The sequence below is a fragment of the Phaeobacter sp. S60 genome (assembly GCF_000826845.1).
GTDB classification, from domain to species: domain Bacteria; phylum Pseudomonadota; class Alphaproteobacteria; order Rhodobacterales; family Rhodobacteraceae; genus Phaeobacter; species Phaeobacter piscinae.
Genome location: NZ_JSWJ01000011.1, coordinates 18,883 through 34,941 on the forward strand (window position 1 = coordinate 18,883; position 16,059 = coordinate 34,941).

Below are 16,059 nucleotides of genomic sequence, written 5' to 3' on the forward strand. Positions count from 1 at the left end.
ATTGTTCAACATGTGACGACCGCTGTCATTCGGTGAACAGGCGAATTGTTCCCTATTCCGAACAATGTTAGGACAGTCCCAGCAGCAAGCTGCCGCGCGCCAAAAGGTGACCGCAGGCAGCACCAGACGATTGAGGGAGATACGCAGATGCGTCGGAAACTGGCCGCAGGCAATTGGAAAATGAACGGCACCGCAAGTGCGCTGACCGAGCTGGGCAATCTTGCCTATAGCTGTAAATCCGCCAAGGCCGAGGTGCTGATCTGCCCGCCTGCAACCCTGCTCTACCGCGCGGCCAATGTCTGCGTCGACAGCAAGGTGGACATTGGTGCCCAGGATTGCCACAGCGCCACCTATGGCGCCCATACTGGCGATCTGAGCGCCGAAATGCTGCATGATGCGGGCGCCACCGCCGTGATCCTCGGCCATTCCGAACGCCGGGCCGACCATGGCGAGAGCGATGAAACGGTCCGCGCGAAGGCCAAAACCGCCATCGCTGCGGGGCTGACGGCGATCATCTGTGTGGGTGAAACCCTTGAGGATCGCGAGGCGGGCAAAACACTTGATGTGGTCCGGGCGCAACTTGCAGGCTCCCTCCCCGATGACACCAGCGGCACAACCGTGGTGGTCGCCTATGAACCGGTCTGGGCCATCGGCACCGGCAAGGTGCCCACAGTCGAACAGATCGCCGAAGTCCACAACGACCTGCGCGCCAGCCTGGTCAAACGCTTCGGCGGCGAGACCGCAAACGCCATCCGGCTGCTCTATGGCGGCTCGGTGAAGGCCAGCAACGCCAAGGAAATTTTCGCTGTGGCCCATGTCGATGGCGCGCTGGTTGGTGGCGCCAGCCTGAAGGCGGCTGATTTTGCCCCCATCGTCGCGGCCCTCGACGCCAGCGCATAAATGCGCCTCACGGCGCAGCCTCCGGCGGGAGTATTTGGGGAAAGATGACAGACCCCCTTTGCGCCCGCCGTCACCTTTCAAAAAATACTCTGGGGTGACTGCGCGCCAGCGCAGAGGGGCAAAGCCCCTGACTTAACGCCAGACAGAAAAAGGCCCGGGACTTGCGCCCGGGCCTTTTCATATTCTGAGGGGCGTGCACCACGCTATTTGGTTATGATCTCCGGCCCCATCACCGCATTCGGCAGCACGGTTGAGATCCACGGAATATAGGTGATCATGATCAGGAACACGAAGAGCACCGCGAGGAACGGCAACGCAGCCCGCACCACCGCCATCATCGGCATTCCCGCAACCCCGGAGGTCACAAAGAGGTTCAGACCAACCGGCGGGGTGATCATGCCGATTTCCATGTTCACCACCATGATGATGCCCAGGTGGATCGGGTCGATGCCCAGTTCGATGGCAATCGGGAACACCAGCGGCGCCACGATCACCAACAACCCCGACGGCTCCATAAACTGTCCCCCGATCAGCAGGATCACATTGACCACGATCAGGAACATCACGGGGCCAAAGCCCGCCGACAGCATCGCCGTGGCGATCTGCTGCGGCACCTGCTCATCGGTCAGCACATGTTTCAGGATCAGCGCATTGGCGATCACGAACAAGAGCGTCACGGTCAGCTTGCCCGCTTCAAACAGCGCGTGGCGCGTATCGGCGTGAAAGAAGGATGGGATAAAGTAAACCACCGTCTGTCCCAGCATCTTGGGCAGCATGGACAGGAATTGCCCCATATCCTTGGGTTTGGGCGCAGATTTCAACGGCCCCATATCACGGTAGACAAAGGTCGCCACAAAGAAGGCATAGACCGACGCCACCGCCGCCGCCTCTGTCGGGGTGAAAATCCCGCCATAGATGCCCCCCAGAATGATGCCGATCAGCAGCAGACCAACCGAGGCATTGCCAGCCGAGGCGGCAACCTCACCCCAGCCCAGCCATTCGCCCTTGGGCAGGTTCTTGACCTTGGCCATCACATAAATGGTGACCATCAGCATCAGACCCGCCATCAGGCCGGGAATAACGCCTGCAAGGAACATCCGCCCGACGGAAACCTCAACCGCCGCGGCATAGACCACCATCACGATGGACGGCGGGATCAGGATGCCCAGCGTGCCTGCGTTACAGATCACACCAGCGGCAAACTCCTTGGAGTAGCCCACCTGCCGCATCCCCGCGATCACGATGGAGCCAATGGCAACCACGGTGGCCGGGGAAGACCCGGACAGGGCCGCAAACAACATACAGGCAAAAACGCCGGCAATCGCCAGACCACCCGGCAGATGACCGACACAAGCGATGGAAAAGCGGATGATCCGCCGTGCCACACCGCCCGTCGTCATGAAGCTGGAGGCCAGAATGAAGAAGGGGATCGCCAGCAGGGTGAAATGCCCCTCGAAGGCTTCAAACAGCGTGCCCGCAACCGAGGCCAGCGAGCTGTCGGAATAGATTAGCAGGAACAATGTCGAGCTGAGGCCAAGTGCCACCGCAATCGGAACCCCGATCAGCAACAGCCCAATGACCATGGAAAACAATAGGACGACATCCATCAGTCGTGCTCCCCGCGCTGCGCCTGCACTTCGGCGATTTCATCTTCGACCTCGTGGCTGGCCACCAGCCGGTCCACATCACCGCGCAGAATTTGCAGACCCGCCTGCACAAACCGCAGCACCATCAGCAGCATCGACAGCGGCAGCACCACATAGGGCACCACCTTGGGCAGTTTCTCATAGGAATCGCCGTAGTTGATCAAATCTTCCAAGAACCCAAAGAGCGCCACCATCGGCACATCCTGCACCTCGTAGAAACTCTGGCTCCGCGCCTTCATGTCGAAACCGGTGGGAAACCAGCGCCCGGAGGTCGGCGGCAGATCGGCAAAGACCGCCCAATAGTCATAGGCGCCCTTCAGCAGCAGCAGCGAGAACACCAGACAGCAGCCGACCGAGATCAGCCCGATCACCCGGCGCGCGCCCGGCGACACCATATTGAGGATCGCATCCACCCCCAGATGGGCGTGGACCTTCACCGCATAAGATGCGCCCAGCAGCACCAGCCAGGCAAACAGGAACACCGTCAGCTCCAGCGCCCATAGAATGTTGGAATTAAACACAAATCGCGCCACCACATTGGCAAATGTGATCAGGGTCATCAGCCCCAGCAGCAACGCAATCAGCGTCTCTTCGAGTGTATTGATAAGCCCGGTCGGGCCAGGTTTTGCCCCCGCCATATCGCTCTCCCTCGATGTTTGGATAATGGGATACCGGCGCGTATGGCGCACCGTGCAAATTGGGGCGGCGCGTCGTCGCGCCTGCCCCTGATCTTCAGGCCGCAGCCCTTACATGCCCGCGTTGATCGCCTGGGCTGCGTCGATCATGTCCTGACCCACGTCGCCTGCGAACTGCTCCCAGACCGGCTTCATCGCCTCAACCCAGGCCGCACGCTGCTCAGGCGTCAGTTCGCGCACAACGCCACCGGCATCGATGATCGCCTGACGGGCTTCGCCATTCACCTTGGTGGATTCCGAGTTCCGCGTCGCAGTGACCTCACCCAGGATGGTCAGGAACTGTTCACGCACCGCCGGATCCAGGCTGTCGAGCCAATCCACCGAGGTCACCACCAGATAGTCCAGCGCGCCGTGGTTGGTCTCAGTGACACCGTCCTGCACTTCAAAGAACTTCTTGCCGTAGATGTTGGACCAGGTGTTTTCCTGCCCGTCCACAACGCCCTGCTGCAGCGCGCCATAAACTTCGGAGAAGGCCATTTTCTGCGGGCTGCCGCCGATCGCTTCCATCTGCGCCACCAGCACGTCCGAGGACTGCACACGGAATTTCAGACCATTGGCATCGGACGGGTTGATCAGCGGCTTGTTGGCTGACATCTGCTTCATGCCATTGTGCCAGTAGGCCAGCCCCTGCAGACCACGGCGCTGCATGGAATCCAGCATCGCCTGACCGTTCTCGGACCCTTGGAAGGCATCGACCGCATCAATGTTCTTGAACATGAACGGCAGATCGAACAGGCGGAATTGCTTGGTGAACTTCTCAAATTTCGACAGAGAAGGCGCAGCCAGCTGCACGTCACCCTGCAGCATCGCTTCCAGCACCTTGTTGTCATTATACAGCGTGGAGTTCGGATAGACCTCCAGACACATGGTGCCGTTCATCTCTTCATTGATGCGCTTTTCCAGCAACGAGGCCGCAATCCCCTTGGGATGCTTGTCGGTGTTGGTCACATGGCTGAACTTGACGACAATCTCACCGTCATCGCAGGCCGCCATTGCGGTCCCTGCACTCATGGTCAGCGCCACAGCGGTGGCAGCAGCAGTTACGAATTTCATGTCTTTCCTCCCGGAATTTCTCCATAGCCTCCGCCCAGGCGAAGACCCCAGATGCAGCATCACGGGCAAATTGGCCTTGCTCAAGCCTTTGTTACCCATTAAAAATAGGTATCATTTATCGTTAAAAAACAAATTATTACACAGTGACATTCACCTTATATGCTGGTGTGTCAGATTTTATGTGCGATTTTCCGCACAGGGTGATCGTTGGCCTGTGCGGAAATCCGCACACCCTGTTAGCGCCTGACAGTTCCTCAGGCGGAATCAACCCCCGTCACCTTTCTTCAAATACTCACATCCCGCCGCCCGCGACCGGCCCCGACGCCGATACAGACACCGACATCGACATCGACACCGACCTGGGCCGTTGCACAGGCGGCGCACGGTGATCTCGCGTTCGCTTAACCCGGATCTGCCAGATTGGGCATGTCGCGACACTCGGGCCGCCTGACACGCAGCCCACCCATCCGGGGCATCTGGCATATGCCCCGGCAGGAGATCGGCCCGCTCTCGGATATCCTCCGCAGGTCGAGCGTTCAAATGACCGAAGTTGACGAAAAGGTCGACGAACATGGGGCCGGCTGACATCCGGTGCCCATCCCCCTCCGCCCTGCCCCCTTGCGGGGCGCCCGGCGGCGCCGCCACCTTACTCCCCCGCGCCCTCCCCTAAGACGCGGACCACAACAGGCATCAGACCGCCCTCAGCGGCGATAATCTTCGGGCCGGATGCCATAACGCGCCAGCTTGTCATAAAACGTCTTGCGCGGCAGCTTCAGGGCTTTGGCCGCGGCAGAGGCATTGCCGTTCTGCCGCCCCAGTGCTGCAATAAGCAGGGACCGCTCCACCTGCGCCAACTGCTCCGCCAGTCCCAGCTCCGCGGATTGCGCGGCCTCCTCCGGCATCCCCAGCACAAACCGCATCGCCGCAGACATCAGCGAGCGCGCATTGCCGGGCCAATCCTGCGCCATCAGCGCCGCAAGATGGTCCTGCGGAATGTCCGGCGCCGCAATGCCCGCCTGCTCTGCGGCCTGGGCGACATAGTGGCTGAACAGCACGGGAATATCCTCGGGCCGTTCGGACAGCGCCGGAATGCGCACCCGCATCACGTCAAGCCGGTAGAAAAGATCGGCCAGAAACCGCCCCTCTGCCGCCGCCTCTGCCAGATCCGCGACTGAGCCGACCAGAACCCGCGCCTCCAGCGCCTGCTCCTGTTCCAGCGCTTCCAACATGGCATATTGCGTCTCACTTGGCAGGGCGGCGATTTCATCCAGATACAGTGAGCCACCCGCCGCTGCGCGGCACAGATCCGCAAACCCATCCGGGCTGAGCCCCGCCGCCGGGCGTTTCACAAACGGGCCTTGCCCGCGCGGTGACATCAGGTGGATGACCTCCGCCACCTTGGAAATCCCGCCCCCCGGCGCGCCGGTCACCAGCACCTCGGCCCCGGTTGCGGCCACAGCACGCGCCCGCGCACGCAGCTCCTCCATCTGCGGTGAAGTGCCAAATATCATCCGCGCCGCCGGGTCACCGCTTTCCAGTCGCGACTTCAGCGCCCGGTTTTCCCGCACCAGCGCCCGCGTCTTCAGCGCCCGGCGCACCACCGCCATCAGATCCACGCTGGCGCAGGGTTTCTCAAGGAAATCAAACGCCCCTTCGGCCATTGCCTGCACCGCCATCGGGATATCCCCCTCGCCGGTCAGCAGGATCACCGGCAGATCAGCGTCCACCTCGCGCACATAGCGCAGCAGATGAAACCCGTCGCGTCCCGGCATCCGCATATCCGATAGGATCACCCCGTCAAAATCAGGCGTGATCAGATCCTTGGCCGCCACAAAGGACCCCACCGTGATGGCATCACACTCCGCCAGCTCCAGCGTCTGGCCCAATGCGGCCCGCACTGCGGCATCATCATCCACCACCAAAACCCGATTGGTCATGCCACCTCATCCTGTTGCTGCCTGTCTGTGCCGCCCTGCGCCCGCCAGCGGTCCAGTTCCACCGTGAACTCTGCGCCATCACCGGTGTTGACACCGCGGATATGGCCACCAAAGCTTTGCACCAACCCGTAGGAGATCGACAGCCCCAGCCCCATACCCTCGGAACTGCCCACCGCCTTGGTCGAGTAGAAAGGGTCAAAGATCTTTTCCGGCTCCTTCAGGCCGGGGCCGATGTCGCGCACACTCACCGCAAGCCGCGCGCCTCCCTCACCCTCGCGTGTCTCAATCGCAATCCGTATCTCGCGCTGCTCCTGCTCCAGCATTGCATCTGCGGCATTGTTGATCAGGTTCACAAACACCTGCGACAGGCGCACCTCGCCGCCCCAGGCAAAGACCGGCTCCGCAGGTGGCTGCCAGATTAGATCGACCCGATCCTGCCGCAGGCGGGGTTCGGTCAGCTCAATCGCGGAGGCAATCACCTGCCCCAGATCCACCCGCCCCATCGGCTCGCTCTCGTTACGGGCAAAGGCGCGCAGGTTCTTGATGATCCGCGCCATCCGCCCCGCCATCTGCGAAATCCGGCCAAGGTTCTCCCCCGCCCGCTCCGGCTTGCCGCGCGCCACAAAGGCCTCGCCGTTTTCGGCATATTGCTGGATCGCCATCAAGGGCTGGTTCAGCTCATGACTGATCCCCGCCGACATCTGCCCCAACGCCGACAATTTGCCCGCCTGCACCAGATCCTGCTGCGCGCGCTTCAGCGCCGCCTCGGCCTCTTGGCGTTCCTGCACCTCGCGGGTGAGCCGCATATTGGTGGCCGACAAGGCCCGCGTACGTGCCGCGACCCGGCTTTCCAGCACCGTATTCGCCTCCGCCAGCGTGCGCCGGCGTTCAAGCGCCAGGGCCAGCATCGCCCCAAGCGCCAGCACAATCGCCGCCATCGCCGCCGCCTGCAGCCCCGCCAGCCGCTGGGCCGGAGCCACATCGACCAGAATTTCGCCCACCATGCCGATCTGCGGCAGGTTTACCGCCTGATGCAACGCCCGCTCCGGCAAATAGGGCGACCAGCGCAGATCCCAGATCTCATGCGGACCCTCCATCCAGGCCCGAAGCGCCACCTGCCGCCCATCCGGCGGCGACAGCCCCGGTCCTTCGGCGCTGCGCTGCCAGAACAACAATTCCCGCCGGTTGGCAATGAACACCTCGCCGCCGCGATTGGTGAAAAACACCGCGGGCAGCGACCCGCGCCAGGTCTGCTCGACATCCTCGACATCGGCGACCACCACCAAGGCACCCCGCACCCGACCATCCACATCGAAGTTCGGTGCCGCATAGATATAGGCGCGCCGCCCATCCGGTTGCAGCACCCCGTAGCCAGTGCCCAGCGCCCCCTGCATCGCCCGGTGGAAATAGCTGCTCTGGGTCACATCGCGCCCCATCACCCCCTCAGCGGCGACCACCACCCGGCCCGCCCGGTCGACAAAGAACACATCCAGCGCCGCTGTCTTGTCGGCCACCTCGCGCAACAGCCCCTGCGCCGCCACCCGCGCCTCTGCCCGGTCCAAACGCTTCAGCGTCGGGTGATCGGCCATCAAAACCGCCAGCTCCTGATAGACCTGCAACTGCGTTGTCACCCGGTCCGAGGCCAGCGCAAGATCCGCTGCGCTGCGTTCGGCAAGCGAATCAAGTGCTTGGCGGTAGCCCAACCGGTACACACCGCCCGCAACAGCGGCCACCGCCCCCAGAAGAAGCGCCAGAATGATCCACCGATGTGCGTGAAATTGCGTCATTGGCCGCACAGTAGCAAAGCCCCCCTTGCATTGACCAGCCGCCTTGGCAAAAGCTGCGCGGATGAAGACATTGACCCAATCCCCCACCGATCCCGATTTTGTCCAATCGCCCTACGGATTTTATGCCGAGGCCCGCGCGATGGGACATCTGCATCATTGGCAGGACTACAATATGGTTGCGGCCTTTTCGCACCCCGCTGTGCATACCCTGCTGCGCGACCGCCGTTTTGGCCGCGAAATTCCGCCGGAGATGGCGCGAGAAAGCCCGGCCCATCTGGCCCCTTTCCTGCAGGTTGAGGCGCATTCGCTACTGGACGCCGAACCGCCCCGCCACACCCGCCTGCGCCGGCTTGTGTTGCGCGCCTTCACCAGCCGCGAGATCAAGGCGCTGGCGCCAGGGCTAGAAACGCTCTGCCATGAGCTGATCGACGCCTTTCCCAGGGATGCGCCCTTTGACCTCCTGACCACCTATTGCACGCAGGTGCCGGTGATCGCGATTTGTCGCCTCTTGGGCGTGCCCACCGCGATGGCGCCGCAACTCTTGGACTGGTCGCACAAGATGGTGGCGATGTATCAGGCCTCCAAAACGGTCGAGACAGAACATGCCGCCGCCCGCGCCAGCCAGGACTTCATCGATTTCCTGACAACCTATGTGGACGAGCGCCGCAAAACCCCGGGTGAGGATCTGATCACCCGCCTCATTCAGGCCGAGGAAGACGGCGAGAGCCTCTCCACCGATGAGCTGATCGGCACCTGTATCCTGTTGCTCAATGCCGGCCATGAGGCCACGGTGCATTCGCTGGGCAATGGCGTGAAAACCATGCTGCAACAGGGCTGGGACCAAAGCTGGCTTGCCCCTGACGGCATCGAAGGTCTGGTGGAGGAAATCCTGCGCTACGACCCGCCGCTGCACATGTTCACCCGCTACGCCTACGAGGAAGTCGAGCTGTTCGGACATACCTTCCAGCGCGGCGATGAGGTGGCACTGCTGCTGGCCGCTGCCAACCGCGACCCCGAAATGCTGGAGGATCCCGAACGCTTTGATCCCACGCGCCCAGCCAAAGTGAACACCTCCTTTGGCGCGGGGCTGCATTTCTGCGTCGGCGCGCCGCTGGCGCGGATGGAAATGCAGATCGCGCTGCCGATCCTGTTTGAACGCTGCCCGGACCTGAAACTGGCCGCCGCGCCGGAATACAACAACACCTACCATTTCCACGGGCTGACCCGTCTCATGGTCACGGTCTAAGGCCCCCTGCGGCGGGCCACCCAGGCCCGCCGCCAACCATGGCTTAGACAGGCTGGTGTCTTGGGGGACGCCCGGCCATCAGCACAGCCCCAGCCACCACGGCCATCACCGACGCGCTGCGGATTACCGTCTGAAAATCATAGGCCTGCGCGATCAGCCCCAAAGCAGGCCCGGCCATGACCCCGCTCACCATCAGCGTATTCCAATACAGCGCGGTCGCCCGCGTCGGCTCCGCCTTGGCAAAGGACTGCACATAGCTGATGCCGAGGCTTGCATAGAACCGGTGGTACAGCCCCTCCAACGCCGCTGCCGCCAGCGTCTGGCCAAAGCTCTGCACCATCGCCAGCAGCTGGATCGTCACAATAGCAAGGCCCATAACGCCAGAAGTGCCCGTCACCTGCCAATGCGGGCAATCACCCACGGGGCTGGGAAGATGGCAACGACCTCAACAAATGTCGTCACGCTGACGGCAAATCCGGACGCGGAACCAGACAAGCCGATCTCCTGCACATAGAACACCGGCAAGGCGGAACACGTCAGCGAACGCGCAGTGGAGAGGCAGAAGACCCCGCCGCCGCCAGTCCGACCAGCGGAAACACCCGCGCGCCCGCATCAATGCGGCGGGCAAACTGCCGGTTGGCCACCAAGGTCAGGCTGATCGCCATCGCTGCCTAACCACTGATAACCCAAGGTTGATGCCCCAGCCCCTCAACCAAGAAATAGCTCATGAAAGAAACAATCATGACAGTGCAGATCGTGCCGCAGAACAACAGCAGCAGAAACATCAGGCGCGCCACGACCGGGCGCGGCCCCTCGGATTGTCCAAACCGCTCATACGGCAAAGGCATTCACGAGCCCAAGCAGCCCGCCCCGTCACCTTTCCCAAAATACTCCGGGGGATGTGACCTGTGCCGCAGGGACAGGTCACGAAAAAGGGGGCAGCGCCCCCTTTCCTTTGGCAGCACCAGACCACCGCGCGCCTAGTCCTCTGCGATGGCCTCAAGCGGCAGCAGGGTGGTGGATTTGATCTCCTCCATCGACAGCAGGGCTGTCACATTATGCACCCGCACCTCAGAAATCAGCGCCTGATAGAAATTGTCATAGGCCCGCGCGTTCTTCACCCGCACCTTGAGGATATAGTCGATATCCCCCGCCAGCCGATGCGCCTCCTGCACCTCCGGGCGATCCTGCAGCGCCTTCAGAAACTTGGCCTGCCACTCCGCCTCATGGGCCGAGGTGCGGATCAGCACAAAGAAACAGGCCTCAAACCCCAGCGCCTCAGCATCCAGCACCATGGTTTGTCGGCCAATGACACCTCCCTCGCGCAGCTTGCGAATGCGATTCCAGACCGGGGTCTTGGAACTGCCCACACGGCGGGCGATTTCGTCCAGCGACTGGCCTGCATCGCGTTGCAGCTCCGCCAGAATTTTCCGGTCCGTGCCGTCGATCCGCACTGTCATCCCTGTTTTCTCCTTGTTTGGGGATCAACCCGCCTGCATCTGCCGTCAGCTGGAACATTCTTCCTTATTTGCCGCGCCATATAGCGGATAAGGGGGAATATTTCCTATATCTAAGGGTAAGTCAAACAAACCAGATGAGGCCCCAGATGACCGGTCCAGACACCCTTGCCCCCCGCGCGCCGCTGCCGATGCAGACCGGTGCCTGCGGATCTGTCGCCGCCGCGCTGGTGGCGGGTGAGGTTGCCTTTGCAGGCTCCGGCCCCGGGGACCCTGAGCTGCTGACCCTGAAGGTGGCGCGCGCATTGTTGCAGGCGGATGTGATCCTCTTTGACCGGCTGGTCAGCGATGAGATCATGGCACTGGCGGGCCCGCAGGCCCAGCTGGAAGACGTCGGCAAGGAGGGCTTTGGCCCACAGGTCAGCCAGGAAGAGATCTGCGCCCGCATGGTGGCCCATGCCCGTATGGGCAAAAAAGTCCTGCGCCTGAAATCCGGCGACCCCACCGTCTATGGCCGTCTCGACGAGGAACTCACCGCCTGCGAGGAGGCCGGGATCGCCTATCAGATCCTGCCGGGTATTACTGCGGCCTCAGCTGCCGTCGCCTCCATCGGCCAGAGCCTGACACAGCGCGGGCGCAACGCCTCGGTGCGGTTTCTGACCGGCCACGACATGAAGGGCTTTGCCGATCACGACTGGGCTGCGCTGGCCCGTCCGGGTGAGGTGGCCGCCATCTACATGGGCAAGAAATCCGCGCGTTTCGTGCAGGGCCGCCTGATCATGCACGGCGCTGATCGCGCCACACCGATGACCATTGTTGAAAACGCCTCACTCGCCAATCAGCGGGTGATTGAAACCACGCTGGAGCGTCTGCCCACCGATCTTGCCGCCGCCGAACTGACCGGCCCGGCGCTGACATTCCTTGGCCTTGCCCCGCGCGCCAGCGCCCAGGCCCTGACAGATTTGAAACTGGAGCTTGCCTGATGCCCCGTCCCTTTACCCCGAAAATCATCACCGCCAACGACCTGCTTGAGGGTGACGTGATCTATTTCACCGACACCAACAGCTGGAGCCGTGAGCTGCGGGAGGCTGAGCTGATCGAGGATGAGGCCGAGGCGCAGCTGCGCCTTCTGGAAGCGGAGAAAGACGCCCTGCGGGTGGTCGGCATCTACCTCACCGATGCGAAATCCGGCGACAACGGCCCCGAGCCGACGCATTTCCGCGAAGACTTCCGCCGCACCGGCCCATCCAACTATCGCCACGGCAAACAGGAGGCCGCAGCAAATGTATAAGTACAACGACTTCGACACCGCCTTTCTGGCCGAACGCAACGCCCAGTTCCGTGCCCAGGTCGAGCGCCGCATTGACGGCTCTCTCACCGAGGATGAGTTCAAGCCGCTGCGCCTGATGAACGGTCTCTATCTGCAGCTGCACGCCTATATGCTGCGGGTGGCGATCCCCTATGGCACGCTGAACTCTGACCAGATGCGCACCCTGGCGCTGCTGGCGGAGAAGTGGGACAAGGGCTATGGCCATTTCACCACCCGTCAGAACATCCAGTACAACTGGCCCAAGCTGCGCGACGTGCCTGATATGCTGGACGCGCTGGCTGAGGTTGGTCTGCACGCGATCCAGACCTCCGGCAACACCATCCGCAATGTGACCTCGGATCATTTTGCCGCCGCCGCCAAGGATGAGCTGACCGACCCCCGCCCCTATGCCGAGCTGATCCGCCAGTGGTCCACCGATCACCCGGAGTTCCAGTTCCTGGGCCGCAAATTCAAGATTGCCATCACCGGCAGCTCCACCGACCGCGCCGTGACCAAGGCCCATGACATCGGCCTGCGCATGGTTGAGCGCGACGGTGTGGCCGGGTTTGAGGTAATCGTGGGCGGTGGCCTTGGCCGCACGCCGCTCATCGGTAAGGTGATCCGCGATTACCTCCCGCAGGCCGATCTTCTGCCCTATCTGGAGTCGGTTCTGGCGGTCTATAACCTGCTGGGTCGGCGCGACAACAAATACAAGGCCCGCATCAAGATCACGGTGTTGGAAAACGGCATCGACACCATCCGCGAGATGGTTGAAGAGCGCTTTGAAGAGCGCCGCAAAGCCTTTGACGGCACCGATCAGCAGCTCTTGGAGGAGATCAAGGCGTATTTCACCCCGCCCAAGCTGCGCGGTGGCAATGTGGAGACCTATCTGACCACTTACGATGCGGATCCGGTGTTCCGTTCCTGGGCCGATACCAATCTGGCCGCGCACCGGGATGACAACCACGCCATCGTCACCATCTCGATCAAGGCGCATGGCCAGACGCCGGGCGATGCCACCGCCGCGCAGATGCGCGGGATGGCGGACCTGGCTGAAGAATTCGGCTATAACGAGCTGCGCATCAGCCATGAGCAGAACGTGATCCTGCCGCATGTCCATAAATCGGACCTGCCTGCGCTGCATGCCAAGCTGAAAGAGCACGGGCTGGCCACCGCCAATGTCGGATTGATCTCCGATATCATCGCCTGCCCCGGCATGGATTACTGCGCGCTGGCCACCGCCCGGTCGATCCCAGTGGCGCAGGAAATCGCCAGCCGTTTTGATGAGCTGAAGCTGGAACATGACGTGGGCCATCTGCAGATCAAAATCTCGGGCTGCATCAACGCCTGTGGGCACCACCACGTCGGTCACATCGGCATTCTTGGCCTCGACCGGGCTGGGGTGGAAAACTACCAGATCACCTTGGGCGGCGACGCGACTGAGACCGCCGCGATTGGCACCCGTACCGGACCCGGCTTTGCCTATGATGAAATCGTGCCTGCGGTGGAACGCCTGATCACCGCCTATCTCTCTCTGCGCGACAGCGCCGAGGAAACCTTCCTCCAGACCTATCGTCGCGTCGGCATGGATCCGTTCAAGGCCGCGCTTTACCCCGAGGCCCAGAAAAAGGTTGCTTAGCACCATGGTCAATGCAGCGGCACTACCGACTGACACACGCCAAGGCCCGAGCAGTGCCCATCTTGAGGCACTGGCAACACAGGTGGATGCGCTCAATGCGCGCTTCCGCCACCACTCTGCCACCTCCGTGATGGAGGGCGCACTCAAGGATGCGGGCCATATCGCGCTGGTCTCCAGCTTTGGCGCGGAATCCGTTGTGCTGCTGCATATGGCGGCGGTGATTGATCCGATGACGCCAGTGGTCTTTGTCGACACCGAGTTGTTGTTCACCGAAACGCTGGTCTATCAGCAGGAGGTGAGCGAGCGGCTGGGCTTGCGCAATGTGCAGGTGATCCGCGCCGCCGACATCGCCGAGAAAGACCCCTATGGCGCGCTGCGCTTCTCGGATACCAACGCCTGCTGCGCCCTGCGCAAGACCGCGCCGCTGCAAAAAGCGCTGGCGGGGTTTGATGGCTGGATCACCGGGCGCAAGCGGTTTCAGGCGGGATCCCGCGCGGCCCTGGACTTCTTCGAGGTGGAAGAGACCGCCACTGGCCCCACCGGTCGGCTGAAGATCAACCCGCTGGCCCATTGGGCGCCGCAGGATGTGCGCGCCTATATGGATGAAAACAGATTGCCCCGTCACCCGCTGGTGGCCAAGGGCTACCCCTCAATCGGCTGCGCCCCATGCACCTCGCCCGTCAAGGAAGGCGAAGATCCGCGGGCCGGGCGCTGGCGCAACCAAGACAAGGAAGAATGCGGCATCCACGTGGTGGATGGCAAATTCATTCGCACAGGAGCCTGACAGATGAGTGTGATTGTGACCGATGCGGGCTTTGGCCCCGACAGCTGGACGGCGGGCTTTGACAGCGACACCGCCATTGAGATGCAGCCGGATGCCGATCCGGCGGCCCTGTCCAACCAATTGCCGGGGCTGGAGATGATCCGTATTCATTTCCCCAGCTTTGCCGATGGCCGGGGCTTTACCCTGGCGCGGCGCCTGCGGCTGGCGGGCTACACTGGGCGCTTGCGGGCCTATGGCCATGTGCTGGCGGATCAATATGCGATGGCGCGCCGCTCCGGCTTTGATGAGGTGGAGATCAGCGAGGATCTCGCCGCGCGTCAGCCGCAGGAGCAATGGCTTGCCCGTGCCAATTGGCAGGCGCATGATTACCAAGCCCGCCTGCGTGGCACCGCCGCACGCTAAGCCAGCCCTCTCCGCTTCTCTGGAATCCCCCCCCAGACCCGGTTCCGTTGCGCCCCGCGCGGAGCCGGTTTCTGAAAACAGGGGTTTTCCTGACCTGTATCAAAGATTAATCAGAGGTGCCGGATATTCCTCCGGTAATGGATCCGATGAACGAGATGACACCCGTGACCGAAGCTGTGACCGACACTGCAACCGACCCGAAACCGGCCAAGGCCGTGCCCGCCCTGCCCGACGCCCAGACCGTGACCGAGGTCAAGCACTGGACCGACCGGCTGTTTTCCTTCCGCTGCACGCGGCCTGCCTCCCTGCGCTTCCGCTCAGGCGAGTTTGTGATGATCGGTCTGATGAACGATCCCGACCCCAAGACCGGCAAGGTGAAGCCGCTCTTGCGTGCCTATTCCATCGCCTCGCCCAGTTGGGATGAGGAAATGGAGTTTTATTCGATCAAGGTCGAGGATGGCCCGCTGACCTCGCGCCTGCAGCACATCCAGCCCGGCGACGAGATCATCCTGCGCCCGAAGCCCGTTGGCACGCTGGTGCATGACGCGCTGGTCCCCGGCAAACGCATCTGGTTTTTTGCCACCGGCACCGGCTTTGCGCCCTTTGCGAGCCTGCTGCGCGAGCCGGAAACCTATGAGAAATTCGACGAGGTGATCATCACCCACACCTGCCGCGAAGCCGGTGAGCTGACCTATGGTCGTGAGCTGATCGAGAGCCTGAAGGACGACGAACTCTTGAACGAGGTGATCGGCGAAGGCTTCTGGAAGAAGATCAAATACTACCCGACCACCACCCGCGAAGAGAGCGCCAAGATGGGCCGCATCACCGATCTGATGCGCTCCGGCGAGGCGTTTGCCGATCTTGGCGTGCCGCCGCTGAACCCCGAAAGCGACCGCGCGATGATCTGCGGCAACCTCGCGTTCAATCTGGAGCTGAAGGACCTGTTTGAGAACACCTATGGTCTGGAAGAAGGCGCCAATTCCAAGCCCGCGCATTTCGTGGTGGAAAAGGCGTTTCTGGACTGATCCCAGGTCGGCCTATGCTCTTCAAGTGACAAAAAGCCCCCGTCATATTCTGATGGGGGCTTTTTATTTGGACCGACTGGATCAGGCGTCATGACCTGTCCTGGCCGCAGTACGGAACGACGCCTCCCTTCGCCGCAGCCGCGTGACTGACCGGTTTCATGCCTGTTCCAATCGCCCCT

The 16,059-nt window shown here is 62.2% G+C and carries 17 protein-coding genes; 8 read left to right on the forward strand and 9 right to left on the reverse strand.

Annotation, left to right across the window (positions count from 1 at the left end):
- Positions 1-147: 147 nt before the first annotated feature.
- Positions 148-900 (forward strand): triose-phosphate isomerase, encoded by a 753-nt coding sequence (gene tpiA, locus OO25_RS10045; protein ID WP_040179940.1) that lies wholly within the window; start codon positions 148-150, stop codon positions 898-900.
- A gap of 203 nt (positions 901-1,103) precedes the next feature.
- Here the strand turns inward: tpiA and OO25_RS10050 are convergent, their stop codons facing one another.
- The 5 genes from OO25_RS10050 to OO25_RS10070 form a co-directional block, all read right to left on the reverse strand.
- Positions 1,104-2,507 carry a TRAP transporter large permease gene (locus OO25_RS10050; protein WP_040170571.1) on the reverse strand — a complete coding sequence of 468 codons (1,404 nt, stop codon included), beginning with the start codon at positions 2,505-2,507 and terminating at the stop codon, positions 1,104-1,106.
- Positions 2,507-3,184 (reverse strand): TRAP transporter small permease, encoded by a 678-nt coding sequence (locus tag OO25_RS10055; protein ID WP_040170569.1) that lies wholly within the window; start codon positions 3,182-3,184, stop codon positions 2,507-2,509. Before OO25_RS10055 ends, OO25_RS10050 begins: the two co-directional genes overlap by 1 nt.
- Positions 3,185-3,292: 108 nt before the next feature.
- Positions 3,293-4,294, reverse strand: a complete 1,002-nt coding sequence (locus tag OO25_RS10060; RefSeq protein WP_040170567.1) for a DctP family TRAP transporter solute-binding subunit — start codon at positions 4,292-4,294, stop codon at positions 3,293-3,295.
- A 701-nt stretch (positions 4,295-4,995) separates the two neighbouring features.
- Positions 4,996-6,231, reverse strand: a complete 1,236-nt coding sequence (locus tag OO25_RS10065; protein ID WP_040179941.1) for a sigma-54 dependent transcriptional regulator — start codon at positions 6,229-6,231, stop codon at positions 4,996-4,998.
- The gene (locus tag OO25_RS10070; RefSeq protein WP_040179942.1) at positions 6,228-8,018 is read right to left on the reverse strand and encodes an ATP-binding protein; all 1,791 of its coding nucleotides are present in this window, start codon (positions 8,016-8,018) and stop codon (positions 6,228-6,230) included. Before OO25_RS10070 ends, OO25_RS10065 begins: the two co-directional genes overlap by 4 nt.
- A gap of 61 nt (positions 8,019-8,079) precedes the next feature.
- Between OO25_RS10070 and OO25_RS10075 the strand changes: the two genes are divergently transcribed.
- The gene (locus OO25_RS10075) at positions 8,080-9,264 is read left to right on the forward strand and encodes a cytochrome P450 (protein WP_040179943.1); all 1,185 of its coding nucleotides are present in this window, start codon (positions 8,080-8,082) and stop codon (positions 9,262-9,264) included.
- 43 nt (positions 9,265-9,307) lie between these two features.
- Here OO25_RS10075 and OO25_RS23245 read toward each other — a convergent pair whose 3' ends face one another.
- The 4 genes from OO25_RS23245 to OO25_RS10085 all read right to left on the reverse strand — a co-directional run bounded on the left by OO25_RS23245 (position 9,308) and on the right by OO25_RS10085 (position 10,724).
- On the reverse strand, positions 9,308-9,661 hold the full coding sequence (locus OO25_RS23245) for a hypothetical protein (protein WP_242407019.1): 354 nt from the start codon (positions 9,659-9,661) through the stop codon (positions 9,308-9,310).
- A gap of 139 nt (positions 9,662-9,800) precedes the next feature.
- Entirely contained in the window at positions 9,801-9,929 is a 129-nt protein-coding gene (locus OO25_RS23370) for a hypothetical protein (RefSeq protein WP_255352595.1), read from the reverse strand.
- A gap of 6 nt (positions 9,930-9,935) precedes the next feature.
- Positions 9,936-10,112 (reverse strand): hypothetical protein, encoded by a 177-nt coding sequence (locus tag OO25_RS23250; protein WP_242407020.1) that lies wholly within the window; start codon positions 10,110-10,112, stop codon positions 9,936-9,938.
- Between the two features lie 132 nt (positions 10,113-10,244).
- Positions 10,245-10,724 carry an Lrp/AsnC family transcriptional regulator gene (locus tag OO25_RS10085; protein WP_024096785.1) on the reverse strand — a complete coding sequence of 160 codons (480 nt, stop codon included), beginning with the start codon at positions 10,722-10,724 and terminating at the stop codon, positions 10,245-10,247.
- 146 nt (positions 10,725-10,870) lie between these two features.
- On the opposite strand from OO25_RS10085, the gene cobA reads away from it, so the two are divergent.
- The 6 genes from cobA to OO25_RS10115 all read left to right on the forward strand — a co-directional run bounded on the left by cobA (position 10,871) and on the right by OO25_RS10115 (position 15,880).
- Positions 10,871-11,704 (forward strand): uroporphyrinogen-III C-methyltransferase, encoded by an 834-nt coding sequence (cobA, locus tag OO25_RS10090; protein ID WP_040179944.1) that lies wholly within the window; start codon positions 10,871-10,873, stop codon positions 11,702-11,704.
- A complete protein-coding gene (locus OO25_RS10095) occupies positions 11,704-12,012 on the forward strand; it encodes a DUF2849 domain-containing protein (protein ID WP_040179945.1) in 309 nt (102 codons plus the stop codon). The genes cobA and OO25_RS10095 overlap by 1 nt, the downstream gene beginning before the upstream one ends.
- Complete coding sequence (locus tag OO25_RS10100; protein ID WP_040179946.1) at positions 12,005-13,669, forward strand: nitrite/sulfite reductase; 1,665 nt, start codon at positions 12,005-12,007, stop codon at positions 13,667-13,669. Before OO25_RS10095 ends, OO25_RS10100 begins: the two co-directional genes overlap by 8 nt.
- A gap of 4 nt (positions 13,670-13,673) precedes the next feature.
- Positions 13,674-14,453 carry a phosphoadenylyl-sulfate reductase gene (locus OO25_RS10105; RefSeq protein WP_040179948.1) on the forward strand — a complete coding sequence of 260 codons (780 nt, stop codon included), beginning with the start codon at positions 13,674-13,676 and terminating at the stop codon, positions 14,451-14,453.
- Positions 14,454-14,456: 3 nt separating this feature from the next.
- Positions 14,457-14,855 carry a DUF934 domain-containing protein gene (locus tag OO25_RS10110; RefSeq protein ID WP_040170555.1) on the forward strand — a complete coding sequence of 133 codons (399 nt, stop codon included), beginning with the start codon at positions 14,457-14,459 and terminating at the stop codon, positions 14,853-14,855.
- 146 nt (positions 14,856-15,001) lie between these two features.
- Positions 15,002-15,880, forward strand: a complete 879-nt coding sequence (locus tag OO25_RS10115) for a ferredoxin--NADP reductase (protein ID WP_040170874.1) — start codon at positions 15,002-15,004, stop codon at positions 15,878-15,880.
- Positions 15,881-16,059 lie beyond the last annotated feature (179 nt).